This is a genomic window from Alteromonas sp. KUL49, from assembly GCF_006538345.1.
Classification (GTDB): Bacteria; Pseudomonadota; Gammaproteobacteria; order Enterobacterales; family Alteromonadaceae; genus Alteromonas.
Genome location: NZ_BJKL01000001.1, coordinates 32,389 through 52,294 on the forward strand (window position 1 = coordinate 32,389; position 19,906 = coordinate 52,294).

At 44.5% G+C, this 19,906-nt stretch carries 22 protein-coding genes and 2 pseudogenes; all 24 read left to right on the forward strand.

Annotated elements, in window-relative coordinates:
• The first annotated feature begins 282 nt into the window (after nucleotides 1–282).
• A complete protein-coding gene (gene rpmH, locus EYS00_RS00155; protein WP_014290886.1) occupies nucleotides 283–417 on the forward strand; it encodes a 50S ribosomal protein L34 in 135 nt (44 codons plus the stop codon).
• Between the two features lie 15 nt (nucleotides 418–432).
• The gene (gene rnpA, locus EYS00_RS00160) at nucleotides 433–792 is read left to right on the forward strand and encodes a ribonuclease P protein component (protein ID WP_130634562.1); all 360 of its coding nucleotides are present in this window, start codon (nucleotides 433–435) and stop codon (nucleotides 790–792) included.
• Nucleotides 777–1,025, forward strand: coding sequence for a membrane protein insertion efficiency factor YidD (yidD, locus tag EYS00_RS00165; RefSeq protein WP_130635104.1), 249 nt, complete (start codon nucleotides 777–779; stop codon nucleotides 1,023–1,025). Before rnpA ends, yidD begins: the two co-directional genes overlap by 16 nt.
• Nucleotides 1,026–1,035: 10 nt before the next feature.
• Nucleotides 1,036–2,700, forward strand: coding sequence for a membrane protein insertase YidC (gene yidC / locus EYS00_RS00170; protein ID WP_130634563.1), 1,665 nt, complete (start codon nucleotides 1,036–1,038; stop codon nucleotides 2,698–2,700).
• A gap of 52 nt (nucleotides 2,701–2,752) precedes the next feature.
• Nucleotides 2,753–3,236: pseudogene (locus tag EYS00_RS00175) on the forward strand (YajQ family cyclic di-GMP-binding protein).
• A gap of 8 nt (nucleotides 3,237–3,244) precedes the next feature.
• Nucleotides 3,245–4,627 (forward strand): tRNA uridine-5-carboxymethylaminomethyl(34) synthesis GTPase MnmE, encoded by a 1,383-nt coding sequence (gene mnmE / locus EYS00_RS00180; RefSeq protein ID WP_130634564.1) that lies wholly within the window; start codon nucleotides 3,245–3,247, stop codon nucleotides 4,625–4,627.
• Between the two features lie 4 nt (nucleotides 4,628–4,631).
• Nucleotides 4,632–5,066: a flavodoxin domain-containing protein gene (locus EYS00_RS00185; RefSeq protein WP_130634565.1), complete on the forward strand. Its 435-nt coding sequence runs from the start codon at nucleotides 4,632–4,634 to the stop codon at nucleotides 5,064–5,066.
• 5 nt (nucleotides 5,067–5,071) lie between these two features.
• Nucleotides 5,072–5,743, forward strand: coding sequence for a DnaT-like ssDNA-binding domain-containing protein (locus EYS00_RS00190; protein WP_130634566.1), 672 nt, complete (start codon nucleotides 5,072–5,074; stop codon nucleotides 5,741–5,743).
• Between the two features lie 4 nt (nucleotides 5,744–5,747).
• Nucleotides 5,748–6,572, forward strand: coding sequence for an ATP-binding protein (locus EYS00_RS00195; RefSeq protein ID WP_130634567.1), 825 nt, complete (start codon nucleotides 5,748–5,750; stop codon nucleotides 6,570–6,572).
• Between the two features lie 604 nt (nucleotides 6,573–7,176).
• Nucleotides 7,177–9,078, forward strand: a complete 1,902-nt coding sequence (gene mnmG, locus EYS00_RS00200; protein ID WP_130634568.1) for a tRNA uridine-5-carboxymethylaminomethyl(34) synthesis enzyme MnmG — start codon at nucleotides 7,177–7,179, stop codon at nucleotides 9,076–9,078.
• The gene (gene rsmG / locus EYS00_RS00205) at nucleotides 9,075–9,719 is read left to right on the forward strand and encodes a 16S rRNA (guanine(527)-N(7))-methyltransferase RsmG (RefSeq protein WP_130634569.1); all 645 of its coding nucleotides are present in this window, start codon (nucleotides 9,075–9,077) and stop codon (nucleotides 9,717–9,719) included. The genes mnmG and rsmG overlap by 4 nt, the downstream gene beginning before the upstream one ends.
• Nucleotides 9,720–9,730: 11 nt before the next feature.
• Entirely contained in the window at nucleotides 9,731–10,525 is a 795-nt protein-coding gene (locus EYS00_RS00210; protein WP_130634570.1) for a ParA family protein, read from the forward strand.
• A gap of 61 nt (nucleotides 10,526–10,586) precedes the next feature.
• Nucleotides 10,587–11,456, forward strand: a pseudogene (locus EYS00_RS00215) (ParB/RepB/Spo0J family partition protein); the annotation flags it as partial.
• A 207-nt stretch (nucleotides 11,457–11,663) separates the two neighbouring features.
• The gene (locus tag EYS00_RS00220; protein WP_130634571.1) at nucleotides 11,664–12,047 is read left to right on the forward strand and encodes an ATP synthase subunit I; all 384 of its coding nucleotides are present in this window, start codon (nucleotides 11,664–11,666) and stop codon (nucleotides 12,045–12,047) included.
• Nucleotides 12,048–12,130: 83 nt separating this feature from the next.
• Nucleotides 12,131–12,964 (forward strand): F0F1 ATP synthase subunit A, encoded by an 834-nt coding sequence (gene atpB / locus EYS00_RS00225; RefSeq protein WP_130634572.1) that lies wholly within the window; start codon nucleotides 12,131–12,133, stop codon nucleotides 12,962–12,964.
• Nucleotides 12,965–13,070: 106 nt separating this feature from the next.
• Nucleotides 13,071–13,301 (forward strand): F0F1 ATP synthase subunit C, encoded by a 231-nt coding sequence (atpE, locus tag EYS00_RS00230; RefSeq protein WP_075177146.1) that lies wholly within the window; start codon nucleotides 13,071–13,073, stop codon nucleotides 13,299–13,301.
• 37 nt (nucleotides 13,302–13,338) lie between these two features.
• A complete protein-coding gene (gene atpF, locus EYS00_RS00235; RefSeq protein WP_130634573.1) occupies nucleotides 13,339–13,809 on the forward strand; it encodes a F0F1 ATP synthase subunit B in 471 nt (156 codons plus the stop codon).
• Between the two features lie 14 nt (nucleotides 13,810–13,823).
• Nucleotides 13,824–14,357 (forward strand): F0F1 ATP synthase subunit delta, encoded by a 534-nt coding sequence (gene atpH / locus EYS00_RS00240; RefSeq protein WP_130634574.1) that lies wholly within the window; start codon nucleotides 13,824–13,826, stop codon nucleotides 14,355–14,357.
• Between the two features lie 13 nt (nucleotides 14,358–14,370).
• Nucleotides 14,371–15,912, forward strand: coding sequence for a F0F1 ATP synthase subunit alpha (atpA, locus tag EYS00_RS00245; RefSeq protein WP_130634575.1), 1,542 nt, complete (start codon nucleotides 14,371–14,373; stop codon nucleotides 15,910–15,912).
• Between the two features lie 57 nt (nucleotides 15,913–15,969).
• The gene (gene atpG, locus EYS00_RS00250; protein WP_130634576.1) at nucleotides 15,970–16,830 is read left to right on the forward strand and encodes a F0F1 ATP synthase subunit gamma; all 861 of its coding nucleotides are present in this window, start codon (nucleotides 15,970–15,972) and stop codon (nucleotides 16,828–16,830) included.
• A 33-nt stretch (nucleotides 16,831–16,863) separates the two neighbouring features.
• The gene (gene atpD, locus EYS00_RS00255; RefSeq protein ID WP_130634577.1) at nucleotides 16,864–18,249 is read left to right on the forward strand and encodes a F0F1 ATP synthase subunit beta; all 1,386 of its coding nucleotides are present in this window, start codon (nucleotides 16,864–16,866) and stop codon (nucleotides 18,247–18,249) included.
• A gap of 59 nt (nucleotides 18,250–18,308) precedes the next feature.
• Nucleotides 18,309–18,722 carry a F0F1 ATP synthase subunit epsilon gene (locus EYS00_RS00260; RefSeq protein WP_130634578.1) on the forward strand — a complete coding sequence of 138 codons (414 nt, stop codon included), beginning with the start codon at nucleotides 18,309–18,311 and terminating at the stop codon, nucleotides 18,720–18,722.
• Nucleotides 18,723–18,892: 170 nt separating this feature from the next.
• Nucleotides 18,893–19,126, forward strand: a complete 234-nt coding sequence (locus EYS00_RS20740) for a hypothetical protein (RefSeq protein WP_242618591.1) — start codon at nucleotides 18,893–18,895, stop codon at nucleotides 19,124–19,126.
• Nucleotides 19,123–19,878 carry a hypothetical protein gene (locus EYS00_RS00265; RefSeq protein WP_242618592.1) on the forward strand — a complete coding sequence of 252 codons (756 nt, stop codon included), beginning with the start codon at nucleotides 19,123–19,125 and terminating at the stop codon, nucleotides 19,876–19,878. Before EYS00_RS20740 ends, EYS00_RS00265 begins: the two co-directional genes overlap by 4 nt.
• The last annotated feature ends 28 nt before the right edge of the window (nucleotides 19,879–19,906 follow it).

The following is a 19,906-nucleotide window of genomic DNA, read 5'->3' on the forward strand; positions in this document are numbered from 1 at the left end:
CCCAGAAAAATACATTTTCTGTGGATAACTTGTATAAGAAAAAGTCGTTATACACAATGAAAGTGAAAAGTAAACTGAGAATAAATCAAAAAACTGTATAAAAATGCCTACTTTTTACACGACACAGTGCTATTTCATATTGACAGAGAGGCCCGAGATCTCTAGAATTCAGCGTCCTTTTGGGATGGGCCCAAAAACAATGAGCAAAGTTAACTTTAGTGTTGAAGATATCTTTGTCTATTGAAACGCCTATTATTAACTTAATAAAGTGAGACTTTGGTCATGAAAAGAACATTTCAACCGAGCAATCTTAAGCGTAAGCGTTCTCACGGTTTCCGTGCTCGTATGGCGACTAAAAATGGTCGTAAAGTACTAGCAGCTCGCCGTGCAAAAGGCCGCGCTCGTCTTTCTGCTTAATGGAAAGATGCCGAAGTGGGCGAGAATCAATTTTCCAGGGAGTTACGTCTGTTAACTCCCTCCCACTTTACCCATGTGTTTAACGACGCAACTCCAGCTGTATCCCCTTCTTTTACTGTATTAGCACGTCCTAGTGGTCAATCCACTCCCCGACTTGGTATTACACTCGCGAAAAAACGTATTCGCAAAGCCCATGATAGAAACCGACTTAAACGTTTGGTCAGAGAAAGCTTTCGCCACAAACAGCACAACCTCCCCAATGTAGATATAATCGTCATCGGGAAAAGTGGAGCTGACACCCTAACTAATCAAGAAGTGTTTTCCACATTAGATAAATTATGGAAAAAATTAGCAAAGCGTTGCAAAGCATCTTAATTGCGCTTCCAATTTTACTCATAAAGCTGTATCAATGGCTTGTTTCCCCTATGCTGGGGCAGCGATGTCGCTTTCACCCTTCATGCTCGCATTACGCTATTGAAGCATTAAAAGTACATGGAATTGCAAAAGGCAGTTGGTTATCGATTAAACGCATATTAAAATGCCACCCTTTGCATGCCGGCGGATACGATCCAGTGCCGGAAAAACAACAAAATAAACAATCAGACTAAAGAGACCAGTATGGAATCGCAACGTAGTTTTCTCGTCATTGGCTTAGCGCTAGTGAGTTTCTTGCTTTGGCAACAATGGCAAAAGGATTATGGTCCTCAACCCATTCAACAAGTTGAATTGGAACAGCAAGCAGCCAATGTGCCTCAGGGTGTACCTTCCTTTGAAGCAACAGCAACCAATAGGGATGTACCCGTTAGCGATGACGTACCAGGTGTAACAGCACTAAGCGAACCTGTAGCCACTAACAGAATTATCGAAGTCAAAACTGACACTTTTGACATTCGCATTGATTTACTTGGCGGTGACGTTATTAGCACTGACCTATTAAAATACCCTGTAGAGCAAGGTTCAGACATTCCATTCAGTCTGCTGCGCTCTGGTAGCGCTTCGTATATTGCTCAAAGTGGTCTTACTGGCGCACAAGGGCCAGATGCAAGTCCAGACGGTCGCCCTGTTTACCGAGCAGATAAAGCATTCTACGAACTCACTGGAGACACGTTAGTTGTTCCGCTAGTTTGGATGAATAATCAAGGTCTGAAGGTTGTAAAAACTTTCACATTCACACGAGATGCCTACGATGTGAAAGTTGATTATCAAGTCACTAACAACACTAGTGCCTCTGTTACCGTGCAACCTTACGCGCAATTAAAGCAGTCTCTCAACTTTGAAGATGACAGCAGCATGTTTATGCCAACCTATCGCGGAGCAGCTTACTCGACTGCTGACGATCGTTATGTGAAGTACACTTTCGATGACATCATTGATGAAAATCTGAAAGAAACTACTCCTGCCGGCTGGGCTGCAATGCTAGAGCACTATTTCGTTGCGGCATGGGTACCTCCTCAAGATGCAACAAACGTTATCTATTCAAGTAATAGCAATGGTCAATATGCATCTATCGGGGTTATTACGCCATCAGCGACTATTGCAGCGGGAGATACTGCCTCACTCAACACCACGTTATACATGGGACCCAAAAAGCAAGATAAACTTGCTGAGTTGGCGAGAGGTTTGGACCTTACTGTTGATTATGGCTTCCTTTGGTGGATCTCAAAGTATCTGTTCGCATTACTCGTGCTGATTCATAGCTTTGTTAACAACTGGGGTGTGGCTATCATTCTTATCACTATTATAGTGAAAGGCGCCATGTACTGGCTGACCAAAAAGCAATACGAATCGATGGCCAAAATGCGCAACCTAGCGCCAAAAATGCAACAGCTTAAAGACCGTTTTGGTGACGATAGACAAAAAATGTCACAAGCCATGATGGAGTTGTACAAGAAAGAAAAAGTTAACCCAATGGGTGGTTGCTTACCATTATTGCTACAAATGCCAATTTTCCTAGCGCTTTACTGGGTATTGATGGAAAGTGTCGAACTTCGTCACGCCGACTTCGCACTATGGATCACTGACCTATCTGTTAAAGATCCATTCTTTATATTGCCAATATTAACAGGTGCGAGTATGTACCTGCTCCAGAAGCTACAACCCACAACTGTCACAGATCCTATGCAGCAAAAAATAATGCAATGGATGCCAGTGGCAATGAGTCTATTCTTCTTTATCTTCCCAGCAGGTCTCGTACTTTACTGGCTAGTGAGTAACGTGATTACCTTGGTACAAGCTAAAATGATATATGCTTCTATGGAGAAGCGGGGAATAAACACTAAATAAGTTAATTAGCAGCCCGCCATCGCGGGCTGTGTTGTTTAAGAGGACAGAGTAAATGCCTTCATTTGATATCGTTTCTGAAATTAATATGGAAGAAGTGCGTAACGCTACAGAAAACGCAAGCCGTGAACTATCAACCCGTTTTGATTTTCGCGGAATAGAGGCGTCATTTGAATACAAAGACAAAACCGTATTAATGACTGCTGAAGCAGAATTCCAATTACAGCAAATGGAAAGCATGTTTAGGGGTGCCTGTGCAAAACGTGGCGTCGATACTTCATCAATGGACGTTAAACCCTATGACGCCCATGGAAGAACCTATCGCCAGAGCATTGGGTTTAAAGAAGGTATTGAACAAGCTGTTGCCAAAAAAACTCGTCAAGTTAATCAAAGACAACAAAATGAAGGTGCAAGCTTCTATTCAGGGTGATGAACTTCGTGTTACTGGTAAAAAACGCGATGATCTTCAACAAGTGATTGCACTCGTGAAGGGCGCCGATCTTGGCCAACCTTTCCAGTATAAAAACTTCCGCGACTAAGCCTAGCTATGACCTTGTCTGCAACTGAAACAATTATCGCACAGGCCACGGCACCAGGACGTGGCGGTGTTGGTATAATTCGCGTGTCTGGCCCCAACGTAAACGAGATAGCAAAGCTACTTGTACCTGTGCCCTTGTCCCCTCGCTTTGCCACTTATACGGCTTTCGTGAATGGTGACAATGACACCATAGACCAAGGCATCGCGCTATATTTCAAAGCGCCTCACTCGTTCACAGGAGAGGACGTATTAGAGCTACAAGGTCACGGCGGTCAAGTAGTTATGGATATGCTCGTTGATGCGGTATTAGCCACGGGAAAAGCGCGCATGGCGGCCCCAGGCGAATTCAGTGAACAAGCGTTTTTAAATGATAAACTGGATCTCGCGCAGGCCGAGGCAATTGCTGATTTAATAGACGCAAGCTCTAAGCAAGCCGCTAAAAGTGCGTTGCGATCACTACAAGGTGAGTTCTCTACACAAATCCAAATGCTTTCTGAACAAATCATTCATTTGCGAATGTATGTAGAAGCTGCAATTGATTTTCCAGACGAAGAAATCGACTTTTTGTCTGATGGAAAAGTTGCTGGAGATCTGGACGCCATCCTCGCCAAACTCGACGATGTAAAAGCGCAAGCAAAGCAAGGGTCTTTACTGCGCGAAGGTATGCAAGTGGTCATTGCTGGGAAGCCGAATGCTGGAAAATCAAGTCTACTCAACGCGCTTGCAGGTAAAGAGAGTGCCATCGTTACCGATATTGCGGGAACAACAAGAGATGTACTCAAAGAGCATATTCACATTGATGGAATGCCTCTTCATATTATTGACACTGCAGGACTCAGAGACAGCCCAGATAAAGTAGAACAAATTGGTATTGCTAGAGCATGGCAAGCTATCAATGAAGCTGATCACGTGTTGTTTGTTACCGATTCCACCACAACCCAAACGTCAGACCCCTATCACATTTGGCCTGAATTTATGGATCGCCTGCCCGCAGGAATCCCGGTTTCAGTCGTCAAGAACAAAGCTGATCTATCAGATATTACCGTGGGTCAGCAGACCGTAAATACAGAGCATGGTGACGTTATTGTTATCAATTTGTCCGCCAAAGAAAACCGTGGGGTGGATACACTAAAATCCCATTTAGCCAAAACCATGGGCTTTGATGCAACAACAGAAGGTCAGTTTACTGCACGACGCAGGCACCTTGACGCACTAGATCAAGCACATCAACTAGTGATCACAGGCAAACAACAACTAGACGATGCTATTGCTGGTGAATTACTCGCTGAGGATTTGCGATTAGCACACCAAGCACTTTGCGAGATTACGGGGGAATTCACCTCTGACGATCTCCTTGGTAAGATATTCTCATCGTTTTGTATTGGGAAGTAACCACATGTCACAACACTATTCAATCATTGTCGGATCCATGCTCGGCGCCTCTGAATATGTCGCAGAAGCATTAGAAGCAGAGATTACTGCCAAGGGCGATACCTGTGAATTACACTTCGATCCTAAGTTGTCAGACATTAACAAGGCTTCTACCTGGATAGTATGTACATCAACTCATGGTGCAGGAGAGCTTCCCGACAATATTCAACCCTTTGCAAACGAATTGCAAAGCACTGATCTCAGCGACACCAAAAGCTATGTCATTGGGTTAGGTGACACAAGTTACGACACCTTCTGTCATGGAGCATTGTCGATGGCATCTATACTCAAAGCACAAGGGGCGACTTTGCTGTCTGAGCCTCACCTCATTGACGTACTCAACCACCCTATTCCAGAAGAAAACGCCGTGGAATGGTTTAAAGACACCATTGTTGCGTAACGCTAATGTCATTAGCCTACACCGACGCTGAACTCGCTGCCCTTTCATCACCTCTGAGCAATGCAGCACGGGTATTATATATGCTTGGGTTGCGCCCCTCAGCTAACCGAGATACTGGCGCGACGCAACCTGTACAATACAAACCGCTTTTGGACCTTCTCAACGGTGACAGCAAATCCGAAGACTTTTTGAGGGGACGACAGATCAACAGTTTACTGCGTCACTTAGAAGACGCAGGACTTGTAAGCGTGCCATCTACCATTGATTTAACCCATTCAATCAATGGTATGTCACTCGTACTGCCCTTACTGCATGCAACCTCTGACAACTTTTCTTCTCTGCACACATCTCCCACACCAATGAGCACCCAATGGAAACCCACTAATGCATTGTTTGATGAACTTGTTGTGCTGGTGGGGATCATAGATAAAACGTACGATGAACATGATGTAGGCGAATTTATCGCGTACTGGCTGGGGAAGCCCCACCAACGATTCACTCAATTTCAGTGGACTCAAAAATTCGTTAATAACTTGAAGCAAAAGCGGATAAAAAGCGGCTACCACCCAACAGCCCAAATAGGCACACAAACCGTAAAAGTTGAAGCGGGACTGGAAGCCGACGATAATGCTAAAGCCCTTGTTGAAAAATATGCCACTACAGTAAAGAAGACCTAGCACTATGGATCGCATTACAGACAAAATAGCCAACCTTGCAAAAGCGCTAAACAAACCCGTAGTAGGCAGTGATAGTTACACCGACTATAAAACCTTAAGAGCGACCTACGAAGCGCAAGCGAATAAAGAGGTCAGTGCGCTACAGCAACGTACCAAAAAAGCCCGTGTAGAGGCTATTCACGGCCGTTCTGACCTGAACCCCAAGTGGACGTTTGGTAATCTCATCGAAGACAGTGAAGATGTGATTGAAGCAGTATCTATTGCGCAGTCGTTTATTGCTGCTCACGACGATCCCTCATGGCGTGCCAGTGGCTCGCACATGATGATATTTTACGGTGATTATGGTCGAGGAAAATCTCATATAGCAGGTGCTATTGCACACCAGCTTATTGATCAATACGAAATTTCTGTGCTTTACCGACAACTCTCTACACTGCAAGAAATGCGATATTTTTCCTACGACTTTAATGCACAGGACAATATTGGTCAGAAGTTTAGAGAAGCGACCGAAGAACTATTAAATGTCGATTTGTTGATTCTCGACGAAGTATGTGTCAACGAAACCGTGTTAAAAAAGAATGCACAGAGTTGGCTTGGCAATGTGTTACGGCAACGCTTAGTTAACAAGAAAAACTGTATATTGATCACTAATCATAATCTTACAGAACTTGAGCGAGCACTTGGACGCTACTGTTTCGAATCAATTAAAGAATACGATACTTACAAGGTAAAATTCTCGGGCCCAAGTCGAAGATCCAATTTATACCAAGACGATACGGATCAAACCACGTCATCACAGCACAGTTATCAACCTAATCAGGTTAAATAACCCAATAAAATTTTGGAGAAAGGCGCTAAAACAGCGCCTTTTTTAAATTCAGTAAAAAATAAGTGAAAACCAAAGTCGACCGATCATCGGATCACAAAGGTAAATTGTGGAAAGATCTCTTCCACAAACAGATCGCTCTACAGTACAGGTTTTTTAAAGGAAATGGTTAAACTACTAGTGATCTAACCTACACTTTATCCCCAACACGATCACAACTTGATCAGACCTGTGGATAGGATCATACAAGCCTTTGTGAATAAGCTTTGGTTGAAGATTGAATAGAAATTTAAAAATAAGCGCTTGTGGATAAATACCCTGCTTATACACAAGAAGATCCAGTGGTTATAGATCTGTGTTTCCCAATGTTATTGATCGTGTAACACTATGATCTCAATTAGCTTTATCGAGTTACTAACAGATCTTGTCGATCCTAATAAATATAAAAATAAACAGATCTAAAAGAGATCTTAAGATCATTAAAACCGATCAAGCACATAATTGAAGAAAATTTAACCATTTTAATTAGTCTCTAAGTCAGATAAAATACGCGCCCTTTTTTCGGACATCCTTAAAAATCCAACGCAAGTATAGAGTGAGGTTAACCATGTATTATCACCAAGCATTTGATGTCATCGTTGTCGGCGGTGGACATGCTGGTACAGAGGCAGCATTAGCAGCTGCTCGTATGGGTGCTAACACGTTACTATTAACACACAATATAGAAACCATTGGACAAATGTCGTGTAACCCAGCGATTGGTGGGATCGGTAAAGGTCATTTGGTTAAAGAGATCGACGCGTTGGGTGGTGCTATGGCACTGGCAATAGATCAAGGGGGTATTCAGTTTAGAACCCTTAATTCGAGTAAAGGACCAGCCGTAAGAGCTACGCGAGCGCAAGCCGACAGAACGCTTTACCGTCAGGCTATTCGCGCTATTGTAGAGCAACAAGAAAACCTTACCTTGTTCCAACAAAGTGTAGACGATCTCATTGTAGAAAATAATCGTGCTGTGGGTGTTGTTACTCAGATGGGGCTGAAATTTTCAGCAAAAACCGTAGTATTGACTGTAGGTACCTTTCTTGGTGGCACTATTCATATCGGGCTTGAAAATTACCGTGGTGGTCGCGCTGGTGATCCTCCTTCAATTGCACTTGCCGATCGTTTACGTGCATTACCTTTCAGAGTAGATAGGCTAAAAACCGGAACTCCTGCACGTCTTGACGCCCGCACTCTTGATTTTAGTGTGATGCAGCCTCAACCGGGTGATGATCCAACGCCAGTATTTTCTTTCATGGGTGACCGTACTATGCACCCACAACAAATCCCCTGTTACATCACTCATACGAATGAAAATACCCACGATATCATTCGAGGCGGACTCGATCGCTCGCCTATGTTCACTGGTGTTATTGAGGGAGTTGGCCCAAGATATTGTCCGAGTATCGAAGACAAAATCACCCGTTTTGCAGATAAAAACTCACATCAGATCTTTGTTGAACCGGAAGGGTTAAACAGTATTGAAGTGTATCCAAACGGCATTTCTACAAGCTTACCTTTTGATGTACAAATGGCATTCATTCGCTCGATCAAAGGTTTTGAAAATGCCCATGTGGTTCGCCCTGGCTATGCCATTGAATATGACTTTTTTGATCCAAGGGATCTAAAACAAACCCTTGAGACCAAATTTATCGACGGGCTTTTCTTTGCGGGTCAGATCAATGGTACTACAGGTTACGAAGAAGCCGGTGCACAGGGGTTAATTGCCGGAGCAAATGCGGCATTGCAAGTTAAAGAGCAAGATCCATTAACTCTACGTCGAGACCAAGCGTATATGGGGGTACTCATAGACGACCTCGCAACCATGGGGACAAAAGAGCCCTATCGCATGTTTACCAGCCGCGCTGAATACCGATTACTATTGCGCGAAGACAATGCTGATAGCCGTTTAACGAGTATTGGTCGAGAACTAGGACTAGTAGACGATGCTCGTTGGCAAGCGTACAACACGAAAATGGAAGCGGTTGAGCAAGAACTACAGCGCGTACGCGGTCAATGGATCCATCCTGATCATATTGCTACGCCATCACTCAATACGTTTCTGAAGAATCCCGTGAGTCGTGAACACTCTCTTGAAGAATTGATTAGGCGTCCTGAAGTGTCTTACGACCAACTGATGCAGGTAGAATCATTAGGCCCGGGTTTGAATGATCCTGTCGCTGCTGAACAAGTGGAAATTCAGATCAAGTACGCGGGGTACATTGCCCGTCAGATGGATGAAATTGCAAAAACGCAACGACATGAAAATACTTTGTTACCTGTCGACCTAGATTTTAGTAAAATATCCGGTCTGTCTAACGAAGTCGTCGCAAAGCTTACCGATGCGCGCCCTGAAACCATTGGCAAAGCATCGCGTATTTCTGGAATAACTCCTGCGGCAATTTCGTTGTTATTGGTGTATTTGAAAAAGCACGGCATGTTGAGAAAACAGGAACCATTGAGCGCGTGAGCAATGAAAATTTAGCGCAAGAATTATCAGCGATTCTTGCCAAGGGTATTGATGCACTAGCGTTGTCGCTGAGTCACACTCAGCAAGAGCAGTTAGTCGGTTATGTGCTACTCATGCACAAGTGGAACAAAGCGTACAACTTAACATCTGTTCGCGATCCAAAAGAAATGATGGTGAAACACATCCTTGATTCACTGGCAATTATTCCCTTTGTGACAGGCTCCAGAATTATCGATGTGGGAACTGGGCCTGGTTTACCGGGTATGCCATTGGCCATTGCATTTCCAGAAAAGAATTTCACATTACTAGACAGTTTAGGCAAGCGTGTTCGCTTTATGAAACAATGCGTTCACGAGCTTAAACTCCCTAATGTTACTCCAATTCAAAGCCGTGTTGAGGCCCATAACCCAGAACCTGTGTACGACATTGTACTGAGCAGAGCGTTCGCATCTTTAAAAGATATGTTGCACTGGTGCCAACATCTGGTAGATTCAGAAGGGCAGTTTCTGGCGCTGAAAGGGCAATACCCTGAAGATGAAATTGAAGAAGTAAGTAGTCACTACCATGTTAGTAGAACAGAAAACCTAACAGTGCCTAATCTTGTTGGCGAACGTCATCTGGTCTGGATTAAAAAACTATAACAGGATTCAATGTGGCTAAGGTAATCGCAATAGCGAATCAAAAAGGCGGGGTTGGTAAAACGACCACGGCGGTTAATGTCGCGGCTTCAATGGCAGCTACAAAACGAAAAGTACTGCTCATCGACCTCGATCCGCAAGGCAACGCAACCATGGGTAGCGGCGTCGACAAATACGAGGTTGACGCTACCGCATTTGAACTCTTGATCGAAGACAAGCCTGTCGAAGACGTAGTTGTCAAAGATACGTCTGGTAAGTACGACCTTATCGCAGCTAATGGCGATGTTACCGCTGCTGAAATCAAATTGATGGAAATGTTTGCTCGTGAGGTAAGGCTGCGCAATGCCCTCGCACCAATAAAACACAAGTACGACTTTATTTTCATTGACTGTCCACCTTCGCTCAATCAATTAACAGTAAATGCCCTTGCCGCTGCGGATTCAGTAATGGTCCCTATGCAGTGTGAGTACTATGCGCTGGAAGGATTGACCGCACTTATGGATACGATTCAAAAGTTAGCATCTGTCGTTAACCCTGATTTGAAGATAGAAGGCGTATTGCGTACCATGTACGATCCTCGGAATAGGCTTGCCAACGATGTATCAGAGCAGCTTAAACGCCATTTTGGCGAGCAGGTTTACCGCACCGTTATTCCTCGAAATGTAAGACTTGCAGAAGCACCAAGCTTTGGAGCGCCTGCCATGTATTACGACAAGTCTTCAACGGGTGCAAAGGCTTATTTGGCGCTTGCTGGGGAAATTTTACGTCGCAGAGATAAAACGGCGCCTGTTCCAGCCAAAGCTAGCTAGTAACAAAAATAACGAACAATAGACACCTTTCGGTTAACATCATCGAGGAAACTATGTCACCAAAAAAAGAGGGCTAGGTCGCGGGTTAGATGCGCTACTTGCGACCAGTCAATCTTCTTCTCAGCGAGAACGAGATGCAGTAGCTGATGAACTCGCTCAAAGTGAGTTGAGCAAGCTTCCCATCGAGCACTTGACGCCAGGTAAGTATCAACCAAGAAAAGATATGTCACCGGAGGCTCTGGAAGAGTTAGCTTCATCTATCCGTGCTCAAGGGGTAATTCAACCCATTGTAGTAAGAGAAATCGAACCGAACCGTTACGAGATTATTGCCGGTGAACGGCGTTGGCGTGCCGCACAATTGGCGCAGCTCGATGAAGTGCCTTGTTTGGTTAAAAATGTACCGGATGAAGCTGCTGTCGCGATTGCACTCATTGAAAATATTCAACGTGAAGACCTCAATGCCATGGAAGAGGCGCAAGCGTTAGATAGATTAATGAATGAGTTTGCTCTAACTCACGCGCAAGTTGCTGAGGCTGTGGGTAAATCCAGAACGACGGTCACTAATCTACTTCGCTTAAACAATCTGAACGAGGATGTAAAAATTCTTGTTGAGCACGGTGATATTGAAATGGGGCACGCACGTGCTTTGCTTGCGCTCGAAGGTATGGAGCAATCAACCGCAGCGCAAACTGTGTCTGGAAAAGGCCTCACCGTTAGAGATACCGAAAAGCTTGTTAAGAAGCTACTTGAACCAGAAAAGCCAAAAGCTGAGAAAAAAGTTGATCCCGATGTTGAAAGTTTAATGACTCGACTTTCAGAAAATCTCGGTGCTCAAGTGGCCATCAATCACAACAATAAGGGTAAAGGTAAGCTGGTTATAAGCTTCAATGACCTTGAGCAATTAGACGGTATTATTAATAAAATACAATAGTTTATAAAGAATTATTAAACGCCCCTCCTCCGCCTTGTGCATCGATGCATCATCGGTAAAATCGCCAAGGCGGATAGACAAGTTTCCAGTTATACACTTAGTAAATTTTCAAAATAACTTTCAAGATGCGTTGAATGGTTGAAAAATCTCGGTAAAACAGTATACTTCTGACGCTTTTTGTTAGACGTGAACAAGCTACGGGATAAAGTGACAAACAAGCTGACTGAACAAGGATTAAACTTAGCGAAGAAAGGGATCTTGGTTCAAGTCGTAATAGCGCTTTTTCTTTCTCTTTTTTTAGGTGTTTTGTTGAGCGGCCATGCAGCAATATCAGCATTAGCTGGGGCAATGGCGAGTATTCTCCCTACCTGTATTTTCACGCTATTTGCGTTCCGTTATGGCGGTGCAACGCAAAGTAATCTAGTGGCAAAGAGCTTTAGCCAGGGCTCAAAGGTCAAGTTGGCACTTACGACAATATTATTTGTTATCGCTTTCGCAGGACTAAACGCATTGCCGATCGTTGTGTTTATTTCTTATGCGGTAACAACGGCCAGCCATAGTTTGGCCATGCTGTGTTTTGATAAGCAATAAAAAAGAATAACAACGGCTATCACTACAATATCAGCGCAATAGAACAGTTAACGATTTCTACACTTTACAATTTGGGTTAAACAATGGCATCTGAATACACTACCTCAGAATATATCAAGCACCACTTGACCAATGCCTCAATGTGTTCAACCGACAACGGAATTGCGTTTAACAAAGCGTGTTCTGATGCAGGTTTCTGGACATGGCACGTTGATACACTGGCATGGTCAATCGGTTTAGGTATCCTTTTCCTTTGGATTTTCCGCAGCGTTGCTTCAAAAGCGACTACAGGCGTACCCGGCAAAATGCAGGCGTTCGTTGAGTTGGTTGTTGAGTTTGTTGACGACAACGTCAAAAGCACGTTTCACGGTAAGAGCGGCCTCATCGCACCATTAGCACTGACCATTTTTGTGTGGGTGTTGCTAATGAACTTGATGGACCTTGTTCCGGTTGATTTACTACCAACGATTGCTGGTCTTGTAGGTTCTACGGCATTTGGCATGGATCCTCACGACGTGTACATGAAAGCAGTGCCTACCACTGATCTTAATCTAACGCTTGCGTTGGCCACAGGTGTATTCGTACTTATTCTTTTCTACTCTATCAAAATGAAAGGTATTGGTGGGTTCACTAAAGAACTAACGCTACAGCCTTTTGGTCATCCTATCTTCATTCCAGTGAACTTTATTCTGGAAACGGTGACATTACTTGCACGTCCACTTTCATTGGCACTACGTCTTTTCGGTAACCTTTATGCAAGTGAGCTAATCTTCATTTTGATTGCGACAATTGGTTACTTCCAATTGCCTCTTCACTTTGCGTGGGCGGTATTCCACATCTTGGTACTTCCACTACAAGCCTTCATCTTCATGATGTTGACGATTGTATATCTAAGCTTAGCTTGCGAAGACCACTAAAAAAGTATTGAGCCGTGTTGATTCGCCTGGAAACAATCAGCACGGTTTATAAACGGGTTTAACTTTTAACATTAACTTTAACTTAACTTTAAATCGGAGATTTAACATGCTTGCAATTGCAGTTGCTATCCTAATTGGTATGGGTGCTTTAGGTACCGCTATCGGCTTCGGTCTTCTAGGTGGAAAATTCCTAGAGTCTGCAGCGCGTCAGCCTGAACTAGCCCCACAACTACAAGTAAAAATGTTCATCGTAGCGGGTCTAATCGATGCGATCGCGATGATCGGTGTTGGTATCGCACTATTCCTATTGTTCGCTCCACCTCAGTACCTACTTTAATCAATACTCTAGCGAACTTTTATGAGGAGAGGCGATAGTGAATATTAACGCCACTTTTATTGGTCAATTAGTCGCGTTCGCTGTGTTCGTGGTGTTCTGCATGAAATATGTATGGCCACCGCTGATTGCAGCGATTGAAGAACGTCAGAAGAAAATCGCCGATGGGCTTGAAGCTTCTGAACGTGCGGAGAAAGACCTAGAGCTAGCTCAAGCGAAAGCTACAGAGCAGCTTAAAGATGCGAAAGCGCAAGCAGCTGAAATTATCGAGCAGGCTAAAAAGCGTGCCAACCAATTGGTTGACGACGAAACGCAAAAAGGCCATGCGGAACGCGAGAAAATCATCGCTTCTGGTTATGCCGAAATTGAAGCTGAACGTAATCGTGCCAAAGAAGATCTGCGCAAACAGGTTGCTGCTTTAGCAATCGCTGGTGCACAACAGATCATCCAACGTGAAATCGATGCTGAAGCGCAAAACGACATTGTTGAAAAACTTGTCGCTGAGCTTTAAGAGGGAGATGAGCCATGTCTGAATTGACAACCGTTGCTCGTCCTTACGCTAAAGCAGCTTTCGATTTCGCTGTCGAGAAAGGTGTTATTGCCCAATGGCAAGACATGCTGGCTTTTGCCGGTGCAGTAGCAAGCAACGAAGAAATGCACTCGTTATTAACGGGTTCAGTTGCTGCAGAAACACTGGCGGATGTTTTTATTAACATCTGTGGCGAGCAGCTCGACGAACACGGCCAAAACCTAGTTAAGGTGTTGGCAGAGAATAAACGTTTATCTACGTTGCCTGAAATTTCGACCTTGTTCGATGCGCTAAAAGCAGATTACGAGAAAGAAATTGAAGTAGACGTTACGTCAGCGACTGAGTTGACTGATGCACAGCAAACTGAGCTTAGTGCGTCTTTAGAAAAACGTTTGGCACGTAAAGTGAAGCTTAATTGTAACGTGGACCCTGCCCTGATTGCCGGATTTGTAGTAAAAGCCGGTGATACAGTTATTGATGGTTCCGTAAAATCGAAATTGAACCGTCTCGCAGACGCGTTGCAAGCATAACGGGGATATGAGCATGCAACTTAATTCCACTGAAATTGCTGAACTGATCAAGAAAAGAATTGAACAGTTCAATGTAACCAGTGAAGCACGCAATGAAGGTACTATTGTTGGTGTAACCGACGGTATTATCCGCATTCATGGCCTTGCAGATGTAATGCAAGGTGAAATGATCGAGCTTCCTGGAAGCCGCTACGCAATTGCACTAAACCTTGAGCGTGACTCAGTTGGTGCGGTTGTTATGGGTCCTTATGCCGACCTACAAGAAGGCGTAAAAGTACAATCTACTGGTCGTATCCTAGAAGTACCTGTTGGTAATGCGCTACTAGGCCGTGTTGTAAACACGCTTGGTGAGCCAATCGACGGTAAAGGTGCGATCGAAGCTGACGGCTTTGAGCCGGTTGAGAAAATTGCACCTGGTGTAATCGAACGTCAATCGGTAGATCAGCCAATCCAAACTGGTTATAAGTCAGTTGATGCTATGATTCCAGTTGGCCGTGGCCAGCGTGAGCTTATCATCGGCGACCGCCAGTGTGGTAAAACAGCAATGGCTATCGACGCCATCATCAACCAAAAAGGTACAGGCATTAAGTGTGTGTACGTAGCGGTTGGTCAAAAGGCGTCTACTATCGCTAACGTAGTACGTAAACTAGAAGAGCACGGCGCACTAGATCACACTATCGTGGTTGCAGCTTCTGCTTCTGAGTCTGCTGCGCTTCAATACCTAGCGCCTTACTCTGGTTGTACTATGGGTGAATACTTCCGTGACCGCGGTGAAGACGCACTTATCGTATATGATGATTTGTCAAAGCAAGCAGTTGCTTACCGTCAAATCTCATTGCTACTTAAGCGTCCTCCTGGTCGTGAAGCATATCCTGGTGACGTATTCTATCTTCACTCGCGCCTACTAGAGCGTGCTGCACGTGTAAACGAGCAATACGTAGAGCGCTACACTAACGGTGAAGTTAAAGGTCAAACTGGTTCACTTACTGCGCTTCCAATTATCGAAACGCAAGCGGGTGACGTATCAGCATTCGTACCTACTAACGTAATCTCAATTACTGACGGTCAGATCTTCCTAGAAACTGACTTGTTCAACGCAGGTATCCGTCCAGCGGTTAACGCTGGTATCTCGGTATCTCGTGTTGGTGGTGCTGCACAAACAAAAATCATCAAGAAACTAGGTGGTGGTATCCGTCTAGCACTTGCTCAGTATCGTGAACTTGCTGCGTTCTCGCAGTTTGCTTCTGACCTTGATGATGCCACTCGTGAACAGCTAGAACACGGTGAGCGCGTAACTGAGCTTATGAAGCAGAAGCAGTACGCTCCACTTTCTATCGCTGACATGGGTGTTTCACTGTTCGCAGTAGAGAAAGGGTTCCTTAAGGGCATCGAGCTTAACAAAATCCTAGATTTTGAAGCTGCTCTTCACTCGTTCATGAACAGCGAACATGCTGAGCTGATGAAGACTATCAACGAAACAGGTAACTACAACGACGAGATTGCCGGCAAGTTGAGCGACGCTTTAACTAACTTTAAAGCGACACAAACTTGGTAATCAATGGTGCTGGTGTTTAACCACCAGCGCATTCGTTGAGTAATCGGAGAGATAGTCATGGCCAGCGGTAAAGAAATAAAAGGTAAGATTGGGAGTATTAAAAATACTCAAAAAATTACCAGTGCGATGGAAATGGTTGCCGCGTCTAAAATGAAAAAGGCGCAGGAACGCATGGCCTCTGGTCGTCCATACGCACAAAATATGCTTAAAGTGATTGGTCACATTGCCAATGGTAGCTTGGAGTATCGCCACCCTTATTTGGAAGAGCGTGAAGTCAAGCGTGTTGGTTACATCGTGATTTCTACTGACCGAGGCTTATGTGGTGGCTTGAACACCAACGAATTTAAGCTCGTTGCCAAAGACGTCCAGAAATGGAAAGAACAAGGCGTAGAAGTAGATTTCGCTGCATTGGGTTCGAAGGCGTGTTCTTTCTTCAACCGTTTCGGTGGTACGTTGTTAGCCGCTGAATCAGGTTTAGGTGACAAGCCATCGGTAAGCGATGTAGTGGGTGTTGTACGCGTTATGCTTAACGCTTACGACGAAGGTAAATTGGACCGAGTGTTCTTGGTATTCAATGACTTCGTAAACACGATGACACAGGCACCTGTGATCAATCAGTTATTGCCTTTGCCAAAGTCGGAAGACGAAGAATATCAGCATCGTTGGGACTACATTTACGAGCCAGATCCAAAGGAAATTTTGGAAGCATTAATGGTTCGTTACATTGAGTCTCAGGTGTATCAGGGTGTTGTAGAAAACGCAGCTTCAGAACAAGCAGCGCGTATGGTTGCCATGAAGGCAGCAACCGACAACGCAGGCAACCTTATTGATGAGTTGCAACTGGTGTACAACAAAGCGCGTCAAGCCGCAATCACACAAGAAATTAGTGAGATTGTTGGTGGTGCCGCAGCGGTGTAGGCAAAGGTTTAGAAAAGATAACGAGGACTAATTATGAGTCAAGGTAAGGTCGTCCAAATCATTGGCGCCGTTGTGGACATCGAGTTTCCACAAGATGCGGTACCAAGAGTTTATGACGCACTACAAGTTACCGAAGGTGACTTGTCAGGATTAACCCTGGAAGTGCAACAGCAATTAGGTGGCGGTGTTGTTCGTGGCATCGCACTAGGTACTACTGATGGTCTACGTCGTGGACTTACAGTAGAGAACAGCGGTAAACCAATCTCAGTTCCAGTAGGTACAGCTACACTAGGCCGTATCATGGACGTATTGGGTAACCCAATCGACGAAGCTGGCCCAATTGGTGAAGAAGAGCGTATGTCTATTCACCGTGCAGCGCCTAGCTACGAAGAACAGTCTAGCTCGGTAGAACTACTAGAAACTGGTATCAAAGTAATCGACTTAGTTTGCCCATTCGCTAAGGGTGGTAAAGTTGGTCTATTCGGTGGTGCTGGTGTAGGTAAAACCGTAAACATGATGGAACTTATCCGTAACATCGCAATCGAGCACAGCGGTTTCTCTGTATTCGCTGGTGTTGGTGAGCGTACTCGTGAGGGTAACGATTTCTATCATGAAATGAACGAATCAAACGTACTTGATAAAGTATCGCTTGTATACGGTCAGATGAATGAACCACCGGGTAACCGTCTACGTGTTGCACTGACTGGTCTTACAATGGCTGAGAAGTTCCGTGACGAAGGTCGTGACGTACTTTTCTTCGTTGATAACATCTACCGTTATACACTAGCGGGTACAGAGGTATCAGCACTGCTAGGTCGTATGCCATCAGCGGTAGGTTACCAGCCTACTCTTGCTGAAGAAATGGGTGTACTTCAGGAACGTATCGCGTCTACTAAGACTGGTTCAATCACTTCAATCCAAGCGGTATACGTACCTGCGGATGACTTGACTGACCCGTCACCAGCAACAACGTTTGCTCACTTGGACGCAACGGTTGTACTTTCTCGTGATATCGCATCTTTGGGTATTTACCCTGCGGTTGACCCACTAGATTCAACGTCTCGTCAGCTTGACCCGCTAGTTATTGGTCAAGAGCACTACGACGTTGCACGTGGTGTACAAACTGTACTTCAGCGCTACAAAGAGCTGAAAGATATCATCGCGATCCTAGGTATGGACGAGTTATCTGATGAAGACAAGCAAGTGGTAACACGTGCTCGTAAGATTCAGCGTTTCTTGTCACAGCCTTTCTTCGTAGCGGAAGTATTCACTGGTTCTCCAGGTAAGTACGTATCGCTAAAAGATACCATTAGCGGCTTTAAAGGCATTTTGGACGGTGAATACGACCACATGCCAGAGCAAGCTTTCTACATGGTTGGTTCGATCGACGAAGCAGTAGAGAAAGCCAAAAAAGCATAATCATGCGGCTGGCCTAGCCAGCCCATAATTTTGCGAATGTACCTAATCAGGAGGTTCACATGGCAATGACAGTACATTTGGACGTAGTAAGCGCAGAGAAGCAAATTTTCTCTGGTCTTGTTGAAACGATTCAGGTGACAGGTAGCGAAGGTGAATTGGGTATCCACCCAGGTCACGCCCCGCTTATCAGTGCTATTAAACCTGGTATGGTGCGTTTGGTTAAACAGCACGGTGAAGAAGAAATGATTTACGTTGCTGGTGGTGTACTAGAAGTACAACCAGGCAATGTCACCGTTCTTGCTGATACTGCTGTTCGAGCTGAAGATCTTGATGAGCAGGCGGCACAAGAAGCCAAACGACGTGCTGAAGAGCATATCGCCAACCCAGGCGCAGACTTTAATTACGCAGAAGCGGCTCACGAATTGGCAGAGGCCATCGCACAGCTTCGCTTGATACAGAAATTGCGTAAGTAAATGAGCATTTACCTTAAAAACCCGCCAAATGGCGGGTTTTTTGTTTGCAGCAAAACCTCACATGGCTTAATGTATGCCACTGGTATAACCACGCCTTAGTGTTACACACGTTCAGTACTACCCAGTGCTATTGTAGGCCAAGATTTACGTGTAGATAGCACGCTGTATTCATGAAGCTTAACCTTTATTCCCATAGTCAAAACTCAATATCAATCGGTTTTTATCCGCTAGTAACAACGGTATTGCTGCTTGTTATTCATTACTATACTGGCGCATTAGATTGGCCTTCCGAAGGCGACATTAAAGCGCAACGTGACTTCAATTCAGCCATCGGCATGTCAGCGCTTACTGGTTATTTTGGTTTGCCATTCGGTTGCTCCATCAAAACGTGGCAAGCGCGTTGATTTCACTGTTAGTGAAGTCTAATCAGTTAGGGCAGTTTGCTCGGCATCGTTCTCGACTTGCTACTGAGTTTAAACACCACATTTTTAACACCGCCGTCATCTCTATTCTTATCACGGTATCTTATGTGGTCGTTGAAGGCTTACTCTCCACTAAACAAGAACTGCATGTGCTTATTTTAACTGCGACCGCAGTCCCCTTTTGGTTTTTAATGTGGTTGTACTTATTTCAACTGACCTCAAACATTCGCTATTTATCAAAACAGATATTGCCTAATGTAAGTAAAGGCAGTGATTATCTGACGGCGTTGATTGTATTAGTTAGGCTTGGTGTTGCTAATGCACTCATCTCAGTAGGAGCAGTTATCATAGTGCCGATTTTTTGGTTTAAGAAAGATATCCCTTCCGTTGATCTGTTTATTCTTACGCTGTTTTCTGGGGCGTTACTTTTATACCTTTGCTTACCCATCTATCGCTTTAAAGTTCAATTGGGCGAAGAGCAACAATCAGTGCTGGCAGACATCGAATCTAAAATGAGCGATGAAATACAGCAATATAGAAAATCCCAAGATGGGGGTATCAGCCGCAAACTTGAAATATTGGAAAGCGAAAAAGAGGCGGTTACCAATATCTCTTCAAATGCCCAAATGTTTAAAGAGCATGCGAGACTCGCCACTATGGCCATGCTTGTGCCCTTATCTTGGGGAATAATTAAGATGTTAGAGTGGCTTGTAGCAAACCCCATTACGCAGTAGTCTGTTGTATTGACGAATTTTGGAGGGA